This is a genomic window from Streptomyces sp. NPDC002680 (assembly GCF_042889145.1).
GTDB classification, from domain to species: domain Bacteria; phylum Actinomycetota; class Actinomycetes; order Streptomycetales; family Streptomycetaceae; genus Streptomyces; species Streptomyces adonidis.
Genome location: NZ_JBIAQP010000013.1, coordinates 236,569 through 252,947, shown reverse-complemented (window position 1 = coordinate 252,947; position 16,379 = coordinate 236,569). Strand labels below are relative to the sequence as shown.

Here is a 16,379-nt window from a genome sequence, read left to right as displayed (position 1 = left end):
AAACTGGCACCCGCTTCGGCTACCGGCCGGGCGCGGGTGTTTCGTCGTTTCGGCAGGCTTCTGACTTCCTCCTTTCTGCGGTTCGGTGGGCTGGTGGTGTGGTGGCGTGGTCATTGGTGAGGCGGATGGCCAGTGCGGGCAGGTGGGGCAGGACGTGGTCCTCGCGGACGTAGGCGCTGGGCGTCCGGTGGGGGATGGGCGGGGTGGCGCTGGAGTGGCCGTGCCGGCAGCGGTAGGCGGGGCGGTGGGCCCAGTGGGATTCCATCCGGCGCCTGCAGACGCCGCAGCGCAGTAGCCCTGCGAGGAGGTACGCCCGTTTTGGCGCCGTCTCCCGGTTGGCCCGGGTGTGCTGGGCGGCGATGAAGTCGGCTTCGCTGACCAGCGCCGGATGCGCCGGCTGGGTGGAGATGATCCAGTCGGTGGGGGTGTTCCAGCGCATGATGTCGCGGTGGCCGAGGCCGGTGTTTTCGGGGTCGATGAGGACATGGTCGGTGCGCTGGCGGTTCCAGACCTGGCGGCCGGTGTAGCGGGGGTTGGCGAGAATGGCCCGCACCGTGGTGGGGATCCACCGGCCGTTGGACGGGTGCGGGTTGCGGTCGGGGTCGGCGGCGGACGGGCAGGGGATGCCCGCATCGTTGAGCGCGCGGGTGATCCGGGCGACGCTGTGCCGGGCCAGGCGCTGCGCGAAGATCCAGGACACGATGGGCCCGCACAGGGGGTCGATGTCCAGGCGCTGGATGCGTACGCCGCGGCGGGCGAAGGTGCGGTTGGGGTGCGGGCCGGCGTCGACGAGGCGGTAGCCGTAGGGTGGCCGGCCGCCGAGGTAGCGGCCCTGGTCGCGGGTCTGGACGGTCATTGCGCTGAGCACCCGGATTCGGGCCCGGGCGATCTCGCGTTTGGACAGGATGCCGAGGAGGATCATCAGCTCTTCCTGTCCGGCGATCTGCGGGTCGACGGCGCCGCCGAGTTCCGGTATCCACACTTCGATGCCGTAGTGCTCGAAGAGCGGGGCCATGGTGGCGAACTGGTTGCCGTAGAAGGCGCGTTCGCTGGAACCGATGATGACCGCGTCGAAGTCCCGGTCCGGATCGGTCATCGCGGTGAGGAGTGCGGCTGCCTGCGGTCGGCGTGCCCAGGGCACCGTGCGGCTGCTGCCGACATCGAAGAACTCGGTCACGATCCGTCCGTGCCCGGACGCCAGTGCCTGGGCGCCCAGTAGCTGCCAGGCCTGTGAGGTGGTCGGGTCCTGATGATCCTCGGTGGAGACACGTCCGTAGAACGCGAACCGCAGACCACCGGTGTCCGGACAGTCGGCGGGCGCAGGGTGCAGGGCGGAATCGTGAGCCCACCAGGTCAGAAGCCCTTCGCCCGCGGTCGAGTCCGGTGTCCGTCGGGCTACAGCACCGTGCGCTGCCATGTTCGACGCCTCCTACCGGTCGCCGAGCCACCCCGCACCGGGGAGATGCCCGCAGGGACGTCACCGTGAGCGAAGACGGAAGACGTTTGACCAGAAAGAGTGAAGATCGAGATGCCTTGCGGTCGAGGAACGGTCGCCGTTAGTGACTGGTGGAGCGGTTCGTCCAGACACCCCAACACGACGCTGACCTGGATCCATACGAGGACAGCTTCACCGTCGGACACGGGATGTGGTCATCGTGTCAGCAGTCAACGTCACTGAACCCATGGGGCGTTGACGGTATGCTGATTCGCTCAGGAAGCATTCCGGGGGTGTTGTGACCGACGCAGACTTGATGACCGTCACGCTTGAGGGAGCACCTGACAGCGACTTGGTGGAACTCGACGAGCTCACGGTTCAGTTGCGAGCAGATCTGCTTCAACTTGACGTTGATCGTGTGGAATCCGTGCGTACCGAGGACACTCCCGCAGGTTCCAAGCCCGGCGACGCGATCGCGCTCGGGGTCCTCGCCATCACGCTGTCGCCCATGGCCTTACGGGGCGTGTTGAGGTTACTGGAAACGTGGATGACCAACCGTCCTCTGCGTAAGGTGCGGGTGGTGTTCGGCGACGACAGCATTGAACTTGAACATGCGTCGCCGGAAGACCAACGGAGACTTGTCGACGCTTTCATCGAGACCCATGGGCCCGTCTCAAGCGTGGAGCCGGAGGGTGAAGCAGGACCGTCCGGTGCCTGAGGCGGCAATCTCCGTCGAGGAGAGACACACGGCTGGCGGCTGTGCCTGGTAGCCGCAGCGCCCTGCTCATTGCGACAGGCGAGTACGAGAATCCGGCGCTGAGAAAGCTTCGTTCACCCGCGCGCGATGCCGCGGGGCTGGCGGATGTACTGCAGGACCCGGACGTTGGCGCATTCGACGTCACTCGGGTGATCGATCGGCCCCAGCATGAAGTGAACCGAAAGCTGGAGACCTTTTTCCAGGACCGAAGCCGCGACGATCTGCTGCTGCTTCACTTTTCGTGCCATGGAATCAAAGACGACAGTGGCAGGCTCTACTTCGCTGCCACAGACACGGACAAAAGGCTTCTGGCGTCCACCGCGATATCTGCGGCTTTCGTGCACGACCAGATGCAAGGCTGTCGAGCGAAGTCGATTGTCGTGCTCCTCGACTGCTGTTACAGCGGCGCCTTTCTGCCGGGTGCCAAGGGCGACACAGCGGTGCACGTGAGGGAAGAACTGGCAGGACATGGCCGGGTCATTCTCACGGCGACGAACCGCACCGAGTATGCGTGGGAAGGCGATCACCTCACCGAGATGGTGCCCGAACCCTCACGGTTCACCGGGACGATCATCGAGGGCCTTCGGACCGGAGAGGCAGACCGGGACCAGGACGGAATCGTCGGCGTCCATGAGCTTTACGACTACGTCTACGAGCGGATCCGTGCCGCCGGCGTGAAGCAGAGACCGCAGATGTCGGCGCAGGTCGAACATCGGGTGGATATCGCCAGAGCCGCCAAGCGCAGGCCCAATCACGTCAGTACCGTCCAGGAGACGGGCACGCCGCAACTGCCGGCCGGTGATGAGCTGGCCTTCGATGTCTCGTCACCGCTTGGAGTACGGCAGCCCGGTGTGAGGCGGGAAGCAGCCACTGTGGATGTCGTCGCGGTCCCAGACCGCGCCGTGCTGCGCGGCACACCCTCCCCAACCCTCGTTGCCGGTCCGGCAGAAGCGGTGAACGGAATCCGCGACCTGCCGCCGCACGCCGAGCACGCCTGGCCCTCTGGCAACCCCACGTACTCGCTGCCCTCGCTGTCTCTCCTCGCGCATGGGGCCCCCGGCAAGCGCCGCAGCGCGGCCAACGAGGCGGCAGTTGCCGCGCTCATGAACGTCTTCATCGAGTTCCAGGTCGACGCCACCGTCACCGGCTTCACGCGAGGACCGACGGTAACCCGGTACGAGGTCGAGCTCGGCCGCGCGGTGCAGGTCCAGCGGATCACCGCGCTGACGAAGAACATCGCGTACGCGCTCGCCAGCCCCGACGTACGGGTTACCTTCCCGATTCCTGGCGAGTCGGCGGTCGGAATCGAGGTTCCGAACATCGACCGGGAACTGGTCAGTCTTGGCGACGCACTCCGTCTGGCCGTGGCCGCCGGGGACGATCACCCCATGCTGGTTGCGCTCGGCAAGGAGGTCGAAGGTGGCTACGTGATGGCCGACCTCGCAAAGATGCCACACATGCTCGGCGCCGGTGCCATGGGTACGGGCAAGACGTCATTCATCGACTGCCTGATCACATCGATCATGATGCGGGCGACGCCGACGGACGTCCGCATGATGCTCGTCGATCCCAAGCGCGTGGAGTTGATGGCGTACGAGGACATCCCGCACCTGATCACGCCGATCATCACCGACCCGTACCGGGCCGTCGAGGCACTCCAGCGGATCGTACGAGAGATGGATCTTCGCTACGACGACTTGGCGGCATACGGCTACCGGCATATCGACGTCTTCAACGAGGCTGCGCGCGAGGGAATCATCACCGCGCCCGAGGGTGCTGAGCGGGGTCTCTCATCGCATCCGTACTTGCTGGTGATCGTCAATGAACTAGCCGACCTGATGATTGTCGCGCCGCGCGACGTCGAGGACTCCATCGTGCACATCGCGCGGCGTGGACACACTGTCGGCATCCATCTGGTGCTTGCCACGGAGCAGCCCTCGGCCGATGTGGTCACCGGTCCGATCAGGGCGAGCGTGCCCTCGCGGCTGGCGTTCGCCACCAGGTCCCTCACCGACTCGCGGGTCGTCCTTGACAGGCCCGGTGCGGAGAAGCTCATCGGCAAGGGTGACGGGCTGTTCCTGCCGACGGGCGCGAACAGTCCGATCCGTATCCAGGGTGCCTGCGTGACCCAGGAGGAAATCGCTGCCGTCGTTGCCCACGGCAGCACGCAGGTGACTGCCGCGCGAGTTGCGGCGTCCAGGCGTCCGACAGGGCACAAGGGTGAGACAGGTCTTATCGACCGGACGTCCGCACCGGACAACCAGCTGGCAGGCCCGCCCGCCTACCAGCCGGGGTTTCAGGTGTTCAAGGGGTTCCTCGCGACCGTGACGCTCTATGGAGACCGGGCCGAGATCAAGCGCAAGCTCATGGGGAGGACCGGGGGTGCCAAGGACTCTGTCGTCCCCCTACGGGAGGTCGTCGGGGTTCGGTTCAAGGAGCCCACCCTGCTCGTGAACGGGTACGTACAGCTTGCCACCGCGCAGGACCAGGGTCGGCTGCGTGCCGTGAGCACTGACATCGAGAAGACCATGGCTGGCAACTCTCGTAGTGTTGTTTTCACGTGGAACCAGCGGGAGATATTTGCCGCTTACCTGGCAGCGGCCACTGCCGGAGTTCGAGCGCAGGGTGGCAATCCCTTCGCGTGAGACGAGCCGCAGGACGGCAGCCGCGGCCGTGCGGCGCCTATGAGTGCAGAGTGCTGGACTGACTCGGCTCATGCCAAGGTGCTCGCCTCGAACCAGGGCCGATTCTGGTTCGATGTGTTTCCGATGACCTCGCATGTGGAGTGCGTCGCGATCCTGGAGCCCGCTGAGAAGGGCCGCTGACCGGCCTCGATCTTGATCCTCAACTGGGCGCCGGGGCGCGGCCGTTCCTTGCGGACGACCGGCCGCATGCCCTGGGGCCGGCCGTCGAGGACGTCACAGGTCAGTTCGGCGACCCCGACGCCGTGGCGGAACGGACGCCTACCTCTCCGCCGCCCTCAGTCGCTGGGCCGCCGTGTCGCCGCGGCGGCCGACCGGTACGACGCCGGTCGCGGCGGCGAGGCCGTACGGCGGCATGTCGTCGTACACCGACTCGTAGGAGCCCGCCGGGACGATGAACGTCTCGTGCCAGATACCCACGTTGCCCTTTCCCTCGCGTGCCCGGCGGTTGAACGCCGTCCACGCGGGCCGGTGTTCCTTGTCCTTCTCGTGGGCATAGGCGAGGAGCCGCTCCTTGTCCGTCCAGTACTGGATGACGTAGAAGTCCCGGAGACTGCCGTACAGCACCTTGTAGCCGAGCAGCCCGCTGTCCTTCTCCTGGGACAGTTCACGCAGCATGCGTGGCATCGACCTGAACGCCGGAAACCAACTGGAGAACGCTCGCAGCCGGTTGATCCGCAAACCGATGTGGAAGACGACGACACCGCCCTCGGCGGCTGCGGTATTGCGCCCCGGAACCACTTTCTCGGACATGAATCTCCTCTGTTTCACGGCCGGACGAGCGATCGGGATTTCACGCGAACCACCCAGAAGTGGCTCACCAGCCCGAGACACCAGCCCAGAATCGACCACAGAGGCCAGAAGAAGAGGTCCGGAGTGAAGATCGCCCACACCACCACCTGAGCGATATTGGCGATGACGTACCAGAAAAGGTGGATCCGTAGCCCCCACCTCATGGCCTTTTCGCTTTTGTGCATTACCCCTCCTGTACATCCTGTGCGGCTGTCTCGATGAGGCCCACCGTCGCGCCCGGCCGGGAGACGAACACCATGTGCGAGGCGCCCTCGACCACCTGGGTCGTCGCGCCGGAGCGCTGGGCCATGAACTCCTGCGTCGCCGGCGGGATGATCCGGTCGGCGCCGCTGATCAGGTTGTAGCTCGGGATGGTGTGCCAGGCCTGCGGACCGGCGGCGGGCTCGCCCAAGGCGGCGCCGGTGGCCGGGCGTTGCGTGATCGAGTAGAGGGCGGCCTCCTCTGCCGACACGTCGGCCGCGAAGTGGGGATGGAAGACCTTCGGGTCGATGTAGAGGTCGACCTGTCCGTCGGACAGCGGCACCGGCTTCAGGGACTCGCCCACGGTGCTGCCCGGGAACTTCCCGACCAGCGCCTCCGCGCTCTCGCCGGTCTCCGGGACGAACGCCGCCAGGTAGACCAGTGCCTTCACGTTCGCGTTTCCCTGGGCGGCGGTGGAGATCACCGCGCCTCCGTACGAGTGCCCGACCAGCACGATCGGTCCCTCGATGCTCTCCAGCAGCGACCTGACGTTGGCCGCGTCAAAGGCGAGCCCCCGCAGGGGATTCGGCGCGGCGATCACTGAATAGCCGTCGGCGACAAGCCGTTTGGTGACGGTGTTGAAGCCGCTGCTGTCGGCAAAGGCTCCGTGTACGAGCACGATCGTCGGTTTCCCGTTCAGCATGGACCAGCCTCTCCTCGGGCGTGCGGATCGACGCAAAGCTATGGCGTCGCACTGGACGGGCAATGAATGAGGCCGGGACCTGGGTCCGGGTGGTTTTCACTGGTCATTCAGTCGACGTCAAGTCGGTCCGGCCAATCTGAGCGCCTCGGAGGACAGCTGACTGGGGGGTGCCGATGGTGTCGGACGAGGAAGCCGATGTCGTGGTGATCGGATCGGGAATGGGCGGACTCGCGGCGGCGCGCGCGATCGCGCAGTTCGGCGGAAAGCGGGTTCTCGTCCTCGAACAGCACTACACGCTCGGCGGGATGACGCACGAGTTCTCCCGCGCCGGGCGATACCGGTTCGGCACCGGGCTGCACTACATGAGCGCGGACGCCGGCCCGTTCCTCGGGTTCATGACGGACGGGCGGGCGCAGCTCTGGCCGCTGCCGGACGAGTACGACGCGCTGCACTTCCCGGGGTTCGACTTCGCCGTACCCGCCACGAAGGAACGGTTCCGGGCGCGTCTGAAGGAACGGTTCCCCGACGAGGCCGACGCGATCGACGGCTTCTTCCGGACCACGCGCCGGGCCATGGCCGGACTGACCGCGCGCAATGTCTTCGCGTCGTTCCCCGCCGGTGTACGGAAGGCGGGCACGCCCGTCGTCGAGCGGCTCTTCCCTTCGGCGTACCGGTCGTTGCGGGATCAGGTCGCCCGGAGCTTCCGCGATCCGGAGCTGCGGGCCGTACTGGCCGCGCGGTGGGGGCTCTACGGCACTCCGCCGGCGTCGAGCGCGTTCGGCTATCACGCGGCGGTTCCGCTGACCTTCTTCATGGAGGGCACCGCGCATCCCGTGGGCGGTCCGCACGAGCTCAACCGGGTCGTGCTGGAGATCCTCGCGCGGTACGGCGTGGTGCTGCGCCCCCGGCAGAAGGTGCACGAGGTCGTCGTCGAGGCGGGCCGGGTGGCCGGTGTCGACGTCGAGGACACCGCAACCGGACGCCGGTACCGCGTGCGGACGGACACCGTCGTCTCGGCGGCCGGGGTGCGCAACACGTACGCCCTGATCGGGAGGAGCCACGAACTGGCGGAGCTGCCCGCGGAACGGTCGGCGGTCATGCTGTTCCTCGGGCTGGACCGGTCGCCTGCCGAGTTCGGGCTGCGCGGCGAGAACCACTGGTTCATGCCGGATCTCGACGAGCACGACAGCGTTCGTCGCCCGCTCGGGGAAGGCACGCTGTACGTCTCGTTCGCGTCGCTCAACAACCCCGCCGCCCGCTTCCATACCGTGGAGCTGCTGGAGATCGTCGACCCCAAGGTGGTCGACCAGTGGCGCGGGACCCCCGAGCACGAACGGCCGGACAGCTACCGGAAGTTCAAGGACGAGCTGACCGAACGGCTGATCGCCCGCCTGGAGGAACGCTGGCCCGGCTTCCGGGAGACGATCGCCTTCGCGGAACTGGCGACGCCGCTGTCCTTCGAGACCTACCAGCACAGCGTGCTGGGCTCCTTCTACGGGCTCGCGGCGACTCCCCAGCGGCTGCGCTCCGCGCGGGCGGGATGCCGTACGCCCGTCAAGGGGCTGTTCGTCGCCGGGCAGGACGCCTGGGGCTCCGGTGTGGTCGGGGCGCTGGCGGGCGGGCTGATGGCGGCGAACGCCGTCCTCAAGCCCCGGCAGCTCGGGACGATGTGGCGGGCCATCCGTTCCGGCGGGGTGACCCGGGACCCGGCCCCGCCCGGGGAAGGTCCCTGGGAGGGCTATCTGCGCGTGGCCGGTGTCGAGGCGCTGACCCCGACGGTCCGGAGGATCCGCCTGGAACCCCTGGCCGGGGGCACGATGCCGTTCTCGTTCGCCGCCGGGCAGTACCTGAAGGTCGAACTGCCCGTCGCCGTCGAGCCGATCGAACGCTCGTACTCGATATGCAGCGGCCCCGGGGAGAACGGCTTCGTGGAGATCGCGGTCAAGCACGAGCCGGACGGGCTCGGTTCGGGTTTCCTGCACGAGGAGTTGGAGGTCGGGCTCGCGCTGCGGGTGAGCGGTCCGCACGGCGAGTTCACCTGGCGGCCGGGCACCGGGGAGAAGGGCACCGGCGAGGACGGCACGCTCCTGCTCATCGCCGGGGGCGTCGGCATCACCCCGCTGATGAGCGTGCTGTACGCGGCGGCCGACGCCGGTCACCCGGGGCGGATCGTGCTGCTGGCGAGCCACCGGACCCGGGACGAGGTGCTGTTCGGGCCGGAGATCGAAGCGTTGCGGGCCCGGCTGCCGGGGCTGACGGTGTCGGTCTTCACGACGGACCGGCAGGGACGGATCGGCCTCGACGAGCTGCGGCCCCATGCCGGTCCGGCGACCCGGGTGCACCTGTGCGGACCGGCGTCGATGATGAGCGACCTGATCGGCCGCCTGACGGAACTGGGGGTGCCGCGCGAGGCCGTCCGCACCGAGGCGTTCGTGTCGGGCCGGAGCAGGGAGACCCGCCGGGAGAAGGCCCACGCCATCGCCGTCGCCGCGGCGGCGGCCGGTGTCACCGAGTTCGTGATCGGCACGGCCGACGGCACCCCGGCGTTCGTCTGCGGCCCCGGGCAGTCCGTCCTCGACGCCGCCAACGCCGTCGGCGTCCCGTTTCCCCAGTCGTGCGGCGAAGGCGCCTGCGGCACCTGCCGGGTGCGGGTGCTCTCCGGCGCCTACGAGACCGATGACCGGGGGATGTTCTCCGCCGACGAACTGGCGGCGGGCTGGCGGCTGGCCTGCCAGACACTGCCCACCGAGGATCTGGTGATCACCCTGTAGGACGGGCCGGCCGCAACCAAAAAGGCGGGCGAGGCCGACGTGGCGCTCGACCGGGCGGGCCCGTTCATCGAAACGTACGCCGAGAACCTGCCGTTTCTGCGGCGGGCACGGGTGTCGCGGGCACGCGGTGAACCGGTCGCCTCCCTCCGCGCCGTTTCCGAGGGGAAGCACGCACCGTCGGTGGCACATCGAGAACCCGGCCCGCGCTCATCCGCCATGACTTCGGAGAGCGGTTCGTCCCGAGGGCGCCGGGCGGGACGGGTTCACGTCCTGCTGAATTGGCGTCGCCCAGCGGCCGCCTCGGCGCATGGACCCAGGCTGCGAAGCAACCGTAAAATGAATATGCCGCAGCCGATCGTGGTCGGGCCGTGAGTGGGGGTAGGGGTGGGCATGGCTTCATCCGGCGGACATCTGCGTCTGCAGATTCTCGGTCCGTTGCGGATCTGGCGGGACGGCGTCGAACTGGACCCCGGGCCTCGGCAGCAGTCGTATCTGCTCGCGGTGCTGCTCGCCCGCGCGGGCAAGCCGATCAGTACGAGCGAGTTGGTCGACCTGATCTGGGCCGAGGACGTCCCGGCGTCGGCGGTGAACATTCTCCAGAAGTACGTCGGCGCGTTACGTCGGCTGCTGGAGCCGCTGCTGCCCGTCCGCGAAGCCGGATCGTTTCTCCACCGTCGCGGCAATTCCTACCTTTTCACCGCCGCCCCTGCCACGCTGGACCTCGTCGCCTTCCGGGAACTCGTCGCCGCCGCCGGGGCCGCGCTGACTCGGCACGATCACGAGGCGGCCCTCGATCACTACGTCGGAGCGCTCGGGCTCTGGCACGGCTCGGCGGGCGACGGCAGCGCCGACGGGACGATCGCCACGACGGTCTTCGCCGCACTCGACAACGAGTTCTACGACGCGTGCACGACGGCAGGGGAGCTTGCCGTGTCGATGGGGCAACCGGAGCGGGTGCTCGCGGCTCTGCGACTGGCCGCGTCGATGGCACCGTTCAACGAACCCGTGCTGGCCGGTCTCGTCGGCGCTCTCGGCGCCGCCGGACGCCAGGCGGAGGCGCTGGCGGTGTTCCGGCAGGTCCGCGACCGGCTCGCCGACGAACTCGGCATCGACCCGGGTCCGGCACTGGAGGACGCACATCGGCGGATACTCACCCAGCTCCCGGCGCCGCCGCTGGTGTGGGAGGCGGACGAGGAAGCCGGGCGGACCACGGCGACCACCTTGTTCGGCCGGACCGAGGAACTCGCCACGCTGCGGCGCGTCGTGGAGCGCGCACTCGCCGGTGACACCGCGATCGGCGTCGTCGAGGGCGAACCGGGCGCGGGCAAGACCCGGCTGCTGGAGGAGGCCGCCGCCGTGGCGGGCCGGCTGGGCGCGCTCACCGTCTGGGGCTCCTGTCTGGAGGGCGACGGGACACCGGCGATGTGGCCGTGGGAGCAGGCACTGAGCCAGGTCGTCCACAGCCTGCCCGCTCCGGCGAGCGAACAGTGGCTCACCGGCGGGCTGGGCAGCCTCCTCGCGGCGCGGGACGACGCGACCCGGGAACTTCCCGACGGCAACGCCCAGTTCCGGCTGTTCGAACAGGTCGTCGCCCTGGTCGGACAGGCCTCGGCGCGGCGGCCGACACTCCTGATACTCGACGACCTCCAGTGGGCCGACGTCACCTCCCTGCAGTTGTTGCAGCACCTGGCGGGACGGCTGCCCCAGGGCGCCGCGATCATCGGCGCGTTACGTGACCGCGCACCCGTACTCGGCCCGGACCTCTCCCGGGTGCTGGCCGCCGCCAGCCGGCTGCCCGGTCACCGGAGGTTCCGGCTCGGTCCGCTCGGTCCGGCCGACGTGGCCGAACTCGTCCGCCACGAGGCCGGCCAGGATCCCGGCGACGCCGTCGCCCGCGCCATCCACGCCCGTACCTCCGGCAATCCGTTCTTCGTCCGTGAACTGTCCCGGCTCCTCAGCGGGAACGGCGCGATCGGCGACGGCGACACGACCGCCCCGGCCGGGGTCCCGTCCACCGTCCATGACGTCGTCCGCGACCGGATGGCCGGGCTCGACGACCGCGCCCGCGACCTGCTGCGGGTGGCCGCGCTCATCGGCCGCGACGTCGATCTCAGACTGCTGTCCCGCGCCACCGGTGTGGACGTCGCGGACTGCCTCCACCGCCTGGAACCGCTGCATACGCTCGGGCTGCTCGAACCCGGGCCGCATGACCCGTCCTCGCTCCGCTTCGCGCACGACCTGGTGCGCGAGTCGGTCTCCGAGACCGCGTCCAAAGTGCGGGTCACGCAGCTGCATCTGCGTGTCGCGGACGCGCTCGAACAGATCCACGCCGACGACGAGGACGTCGCCGAACGCCTCGCGTACCACCTGTGGGCCGCCGGCCCCCTCGCCGAGCCCGTGCGCGTCGCGGAGGCGCTGATCCGCGCCGGGCGCCGCGCGGCGGCCAAACTCGCCTTCGAGTCCGCCGACCGGCAGCTGCGCTCCGCGGTACAGGTCACCCGGGCCTCCGGACTCATGGAACTGGAGTTCGCCGCCCTCACGCTGCTCGCCATCGTCGTCAGGCGACACTCGGGGTACGACGCCTCGACCTTCGATCTGCTGGAGCGGGCCGAGTACCTGGCCAGCACCCTCGGCCGGGAGGCGGAGGCCGCCGACTTCCTCTTCATCCGCATGATGGGCGCCTACACCTCCGTCGAAGAGGGCCGCGGGGAGCTGGCCCGCCGACTGCACGAGCTGGGCCAGGTGTCCTCCGATCCGGCCGTCCGACGCTACGGCCGGCACGCCTGGGGCCTGCATCAGTGGGACATCGGCAACATCGGCGAGGCGTACCGGTCCCTCACCAAGGAGGATGCCGCCGCTGTCGGCGGCACCCTCGCCCCGGACGAGGAGACACCGCTCCGGCGGGACGGCGGCATTCCCGGGGAAGGGCCCGGCTGGCGGGCGGTCATGACTGCACTGCACGGTGATGTCGACACGGCGCTGGCCTTCGTCGACACCTGGGACACCCCGACGGACCCGTACGCGGCCTCGGTCTGGGTCTATTACACGATCATGATCACGTCCATGGCCGGGGACGCCGACACGGCACGGCGAGCGGGCGAGCGGTGGGCCGCCGTCGGCTTCGTGCGGCTCAGCGCCAACATCGACCTCTACATACGCCAGTTCTGGTGCTGGGCACGTGCCCTCACCGGCGAGGATCCGGCCGGCGCCGCGACCGAGGCCGAGGAACTCCTGACCGCCCACCTGCTCGACCCGCCGCAATGGGGCATCGCCTACCACTACGCGCTGATCGCCGAGATGTGGCTGGCAGCCGGATCGCCCGATCGGGCCGGAGCCGCTCTCGACCGAGCGGACCAGGCGATATGGGACTTCGGGCAGCGGTACGCCGAAGGGCTCCTGCTGCTGCTGAGGGCGCGCCTGCTGCAGGCCCGCGGCGCACCGCACCCCGCTGTCCGGGCCGCCGCCGAACGGGCCCGCACGCACTCCACCGCACGCGAGGCGCACCTGTTCGCACGGCGGGCCGAACAACTCTCCCAGGACCTGGAGGCGACGCATGACCGCAGCTCCTGACGAGGAGCAGAGCGGGCTGACGGCCCTGGCCCGTGGGCTCTCGGCGCCGAAGGGCTTCGTCGACGCCAGCTTTGCCGCACCCGCCCCCGGAACGATTCGCCTGCTGGGCGGCATCCCCGCGCCCGAGGCTCTGCCGGTCGAGGCGATCGGCAAGGCATCGGCCCAGCTGTGGCAGGCCCCCGACGCCGCGACGGCGAGCCTGCAGTACGCGCCGGCGCGCGGATCCGCCGCGCTGTGCGACTGGATCGCGCAACGGGAGGGCGTCGACCCGAGCCGGATCGTGGTCACGAACGGCGGCATGCACGGCCTCTCCCTGGCGGTGCTCACCGTGGTCGAGCGCGGTGCCACCGTCGCGGTGGACGATCCGGTGTTCCCGGGATTCCTCTGGGCCCTGGAGGTGTCGACGACACGGATCCTGCCGGTACCGGTCGTGGCCGACGGCTTCGATGTCGAACACCTCGCCCGGCGGCTCGCCACCGGCGCCCGGATCGCCGCCGCCTACACCGTGCCCGACTTCCACAACCCCGCCCAGGTCAGTCTCTCGGCGCCGAAACGGCAGGCACTGATCGAACTCGCCGAGCGGTACGGCTTCTACGTGATCGTCGACAATCCGTACCGCGAACTGCGCTTCGGCGGCCGGGACCAGGGCGTCGCCACGTTCAACCGGTCGGACCGGGCGATCCACGTCAACTCCTTCACCAAGACCCTCGGCCCCGGCTGGCGCGTGGGCTGGCTGGTGCTGCCGGACCACCTCGTGGACCCGGTGACCCGGCTGCGCAACCGCCTCGACGTCCACACGTCCTCGGTGACCCAGGCGATCATCGAACGGCTGCTCATTGACGACGCCGAGTGGTTCGACCGGATCGTGCGCGACGCCACCGCGCTCTACCGGGAACGCGCGGGCGTGCTGATCGACGCCCTGAAGGAACACCTCCCGGGCGCCCTCGACGTCGTACCCCCCGAAGGCGGGTTGTTCCTCTGGCCGCGGCTCACCGACGACTCCGTGGACCCCGCGGCGCTGTTCCGGCGGGCGGCTGCCCACGGCGTGGTCTACCAGCCGGGCGAGTACTTCGCGGCGGACCCCCGGCAGCGCTCCTCGGCCCGGCACCTGCGGCTGTCCTACAGCGACCGCACCCCGGAGGAACTGCGGGAGGCCGTACGCCGGTTGGCCCTGGCTTTCTGAAGACACCCCTACCGCGGATCTCCTGGAGGCGTTCATGACCGACGTTCGGCTTCCCCTGCGCGCACTCGTCCCGTTCGCCGCCGGTTCGGTCGGCATGGGCATCTGGGTCACCGTGCCGGGCATCTTCCTGCTGTACTTCCTGACCGACGTCCTGGCCGTGCCACCGTCCGTGGCCGGTATCGCGCTCCTGCTGCCGAATGTCGCCGACATCGTGACGCACCCGTCGGTGGGCCGGCTCTCCGATGCCGACCTGGCTCGCACCGGCCACCGCCGGAGACCGATGCTGGTCGGCTGTGTCGTGGTGCTCGCCTTTGTGGCCCTGTTCGCCGTGCCGTCGGATCTGCACGGGACGACCGCCGCGATCTGGGTCTCCGTGGCGTTGGTCGTCGGCAACCTGCTCTACTCGCTCTACCAGGTCTCCTACCTCGCCACACCGGCCGACCTGGGTATCGGCTACCACGAGCGGACCCGCCTCATGGGCTACCGCAGCGTCGTGATCATCGTGAGCGTCCTGCTCGCCGGAGTGGCCGCGCCGCTGGTCGCCGGGGACGATCCGGGCGTCGGCGACTACACGAGGATGGCCCTGCTGCTCGGCGCGGTCATGCTCGCGGCGATGCTGGTCGGCATCACCGGCGTCGCCCGCCTCAACCGGGCCGCGCCCGGCACCCCGGCCGAGCCGGGCCACCGGGGCGGCCTCCTTGTGGCGTTGCGCGACCGGCAGTTCCGTGCCCTGACCGCGTCCTATCTGACCGTCGCGATCACGATGAACCTGGTACTGGCCGGCATGCCGTACTTCGCCGAGTACGAGCTGGGCCGCTCCTCCCTCACAAGCGTGCTCATCGCGGCGTTCATGGCGCCGGCGGTCCTGACCACGCCCCTGTGGGTCCTGGTGGCCCGGCGTCTCGGCAAGCAGCGCAGCCTGCTCGTCGCCCAGGCCGCGTTCGTGGCCGCGTCATTGGTGCTGGCCCTGGGCGCCGGGGCCGGCCTGCCCCTGCTGCTCGCGGCCGTGGCGGTGCTGGGCGTCTCGTTCGCCGCGATGCAACTCATGCCGCTGTCGATGGTGCCCGACGTCATCGCCGCCGTCGGGCCGAACGGCACCGCCAGTGCGGGCAGTTACACCGGCGTGTGGACCGCCGCCGAGGCCACCGGCGGCGCGTTGGGGCCGTACGTGTACTCGGCCTGCCTGGCCTTGGGCGGGTTCGTGGCCAGTAGCGCGGGCGAGCACACCACGCAGTCCTCCGGCGCGCTGGCGGCCGTCCGCTACGGCTTCACCCTGGTGCCGGCCGTGCTCATGACGATCGCCGTCGTGCTGCAACGCCGGTACACCCTGGACGAGCACGCCCACAGGGAACTGACAGTGAAGCAGCCCCTGTAGGCGCCCGGATCTCTGTTCAGTGCCCGTCAAGTAACCGGCTCTACGTTCGTCAGCGAGAACACCGGATACCGAAGGGCATACATCGATGACGACAACTCGCCGGGTGCTGTTGGCCGGATCCGCCGCCGCCGTGGTGGGCGCCGCGCTCGACGCGCCCGCCGCGCAGGCACACACCACGAGCAAGCCCACCGTGGTCCTCGTACACGGCGCGTTCGCCGACGCGTCGGGCTGGAACGGGGTCGCCTCCCGGCTCATCCGCGACGGCTATCCGGTCGTCGCACCGCCCAACCCGCTGCGCGGCGTGGCCTCCGACTCCGCCTATCTGGCCGGCATCCTCGCGACCCTCAGCGGCCCGCTCGTCCTCGTCGCGCACTCCTACGGCGGCATCGTCGTCACGAACGCCGCGACCGGCAACCCGAACGTGAAGGCGCTGGTCTACGTGGCCGCGTTCGTACCCGATCAGGGGGAGACGCTGCTGGGCCTGCAGACGAAGTACCCGGGCAGCAGACTCAGCGAGGCGGCGCTGGACTTCCGTCCCTACGGTGAGGGCCTCGTCGACGGCTACATCAAGAAGGAGTTCTTCCACGACGTGTTCGCCGGGGACCTGCCGAAGTCGACCACCGAGCTGATGTGGGCGGGCCAGCGGCCGGCGGACGTGCGCACCCTCGGGGAGCCGTCCGGCGCCCCGGCCTGGAAGACCGTTCCGTCCTGGTACCTCGTGGGCCGCGACGACCAGGTGCTGCCCCCGGCGGCGCAGCGGTTCATGGCGCGCCGGGCCGGCGCACACACCTTCGAGGCCGACACCTCGCATGTCGCGATGATCGCGCGGCCCGCGGCGACGGCCGCCCTCATCAAGCGCGCCGCGCGCTGACACCAGGAGGGGGTGGCGG

The 16,379-nt window shown here is 69.5% G+C and carries 11 protein-coding genes and 1 pseudogene; 7 read left to right on the top strand and 5 right to left on the bottom strand.

The window, feature by feature from the left end:
- Positions 1–19 precede the first annotated feature (19 nt).
- The gene (locus ACFYXF_RS32210) at positions 20–1,417 is read right to left on the bottom strand and encodes a recombinase family protein (RefSeq protein WP_389354956.1); all 1,398 of its coding nucleotides are present in this window, start codon (positions 1,415–1,417) and stop codon (positions 20–22) included.
- A gap of 334 nt (positions 1,418–1,751) precedes the next feature.
- Between ACFYXF_RS32210 and ACFYXF_RS32205 the strand changes: the two genes are divergently transcribed.
- Both ACFYXF_RS32205 and ACFYXF_RS32200 read left to right on the top strand, forming a co-directional pair.
- Positions 1,752–2,153 (top strand): hypothetical protein, encoded by a 402-nt coding sequence (locus ACFYXF_RS32205; RefSeq protein ID WP_389354955.1) that lies wholly within the window; start codon positions 1,752–1,754, stop codon positions 2,151–2,153.
- Between the two features lie 41 nt (positions 2,154–2,194).
- Positions 2,195–4,837, top strand: coding sequence for a DNA translocase FtsK (locus ACFYXF_RS32200; protein ID WP_389354953.1), 2,643 nt, complete (start codon positions 2,195–2,197; stop codon positions 4,835–4,837).
- Between the two features lie 173 nt (positions 4,838–5,010).
- Here ACFYXF_RS32200 and ACFYXF_RS32195 read toward each other — a convergent pair.
- From ACFYXF_RS32195 to ACFYXF_RS32180, 4 genes and pseudogenes are all read right to left on the bottom strand, one after another.
- A pseudogene (locus ACFYXF_RS32195) lies at positions 5,011–5,145 on the bottom strand (IS1380 family transposase); the annotation flags it as partial.
- A 10-nt stretch (positions 5,146–5,155) separates the two neighbouring features.
- Positions 5,156–5,647 carry a DUF4188 domain-containing protein gene (locus tag ACFYXF_RS32190; RefSeq protein WP_389354952.1) on the bottom strand — a complete coding sequence of 164 codons (492 nt, stop codon included), beginning with the start codon at positions 5,645–5,647 and terminating at the stop codon, positions 5,156–5,158.
- Between the two features lie 14 nt (positions 5,648–5,661).
- Positions 5,662–5,871 carry a 2TM domain-containing protein gene (locus ACFYXF_RS32185; protein WP_389354950.1) on the bottom strand — a complete coding sequence of 70 codons (210 nt, stop codon included), beginning with the start codon at positions 5,869–5,871 and terminating at the stop codon, positions 5,662–5,664.
- On the bottom strand, positions 5,871–6,590 hold the full coding sequence (locus ACFYXF_RS32180; RefSeq protein WP_389354948.1) for an alpha/beta fold hydrolase: 720 nt from the start codon (positions 6,588–6,590) through the stop codon (positions 5,871–5,873). The genes ACFYXF_RS32185 and ACFYXF_RS32180 overlap by 1 nt, the downstream gene beginning before the upstream one ends.
- A 173-nt stretch (positions 6,591–6,763) precedes the next feature.
- Between ACFYXF_RS32180 and ACFYXF_RS32175 the strand changes: the two genes are divergently transcribed.
- The 5 genes from ACFYXF_RS32175 (at position 6,764) to ACFYXF_RS32155 (ending at position 16,360) form a co-directional block, all read left to right on the top strand.
- A complete protein-coding gene (locus ACFYXF_RS32175) occupies positions 6,764–9,361 on the top strand; it encodes an FAD-dependent oxidoreductase (RefSeq protein WP_389354946.1) in 2,598 nt (865 codons plus the stop codon).
- 390 nt (positions 9,362–9,751) lie between these two features.
- Positions 9,752–12,931, top strand: coding sequence for an ATP-binding protein (locus ACFYXF_RS32170; RefSeq protein ID WP_389354944.1), 3,180 nt, complete (start codon positions 9,752–9,754; stop codon positions 12,929–12,931).
- Positions 12,915–14,114, top strand: a complete 1,200-nt coding sequence (locus ACFYXF_RS32165; RefSeq protein ID WP_389354943.1) for a PLP-dependent aminotransferase family protein — start codon at positions 12,915–12,917, stop codon at positions 14,112–14,114. The genes ACFYXF_RS32170 and ACFYXF_RS32165 overlap by 17 nt, the downstream gene beginning before the upstream one ends.
- 34 nt (positions 14,115–14,148) lie before the next feature.
- Complete coding sequence (locus ACFYXF_RS32160; protein ID WP_389354941.1) at positions 14,149–15,489, top strand: MFS transporter; 1,341 nt, start codon at positions 14,149–14,151, stop codon at positions 15,487–15,489.
- 85 nt (positions 15,490–15,574) lie between these two features.
- A complete protein-coding gene (locus tag ACFYXF_RS32155) occupies positions 15,575–16,360 on the top strand; it encodes an alpha/beta fold hydrolase (RefSeq protein ID WP_389354939.1) in 786 nt (261 codons plus the stop codon).
- The last annotated feature ends 19 nt before the right edge of the window (positions 16,361–16,379 follow it).

Bases quoted from the DNA above. Each gene is read 5' to 3' on its own strand.
- ACFYXF_RS32180 (WP_389354948.1), bottom strand. From the start codon at position 6,590: ATGCTGAACGGGAAACCGACGATCGTGCTCGTACACGGAGCCTTTGCC.
- ACFYXF_RS32210 (WP_389354956.1), bottom strand. From the start codon at position 1,417: ATGGCAGCGCACGGTGCTGTAGCCCGACGGACACCGGACTCGACCGCG.
- ACFYXF_RS32160 (WP_389354941.1), top strand. From the start codon at position 14,149: ATGACCGACGTTCGGCTTCCCCTGCGCGCACTCGTCCCGTTCGCCGCC.
- ACFYXF_RS32170 (WP_389354944.1), top strand. From the start codon at position 9,752: ATGGCTTCATCCGGCGGACATCTGCGTCTGCAGATTCTCGGTCCGTTG.
- ACFYXF_RS32185 (WP_389354950.1), bottom strand. From the start codon at position 5,871: ATGCACAAAAGCGAAAAGGCCATGAGGTGGGGGCTACGGATCCACCTT.
- ACFYXF_RS32165 (WP_389354943.1), top strand. From the start codon at position 12,915: ATGACCGCAGCTCCTGACGAGGAGCAGAGCGGGCTGACGGCCCTGGCC.
- ACFYXF_RS32190 (WP_389354952.1), bottom strand. From the start codon at position 5,647: ATGTCCGAGAAAGTGGTTCCGGGGCGCAATACCGCAGCCGCCGAGGGC.
- ACFYXF_RS32155 (WP_389354939.1), top strand. From the start codon at position 15,575: ATGACGACAACTCGCCGGGTGCTGTTGGCCGGATCCGCCGCCGCCGTG.
- ACFYXF_RS32205 (WP_389354955.1), top strand. From the start codon at position 1,752: ATGACCGTCACGCTTGAGGGAGCACCTGACAGCGACTTGGTGGAACTC.
- ACFYXF_RS32175 (WP_389354946.1), top strand. From the start codon at position 6,764: ATGGTGTCGGACGAGGAAGCCGATGTCGTGGTGATCGGATCGGGAATG.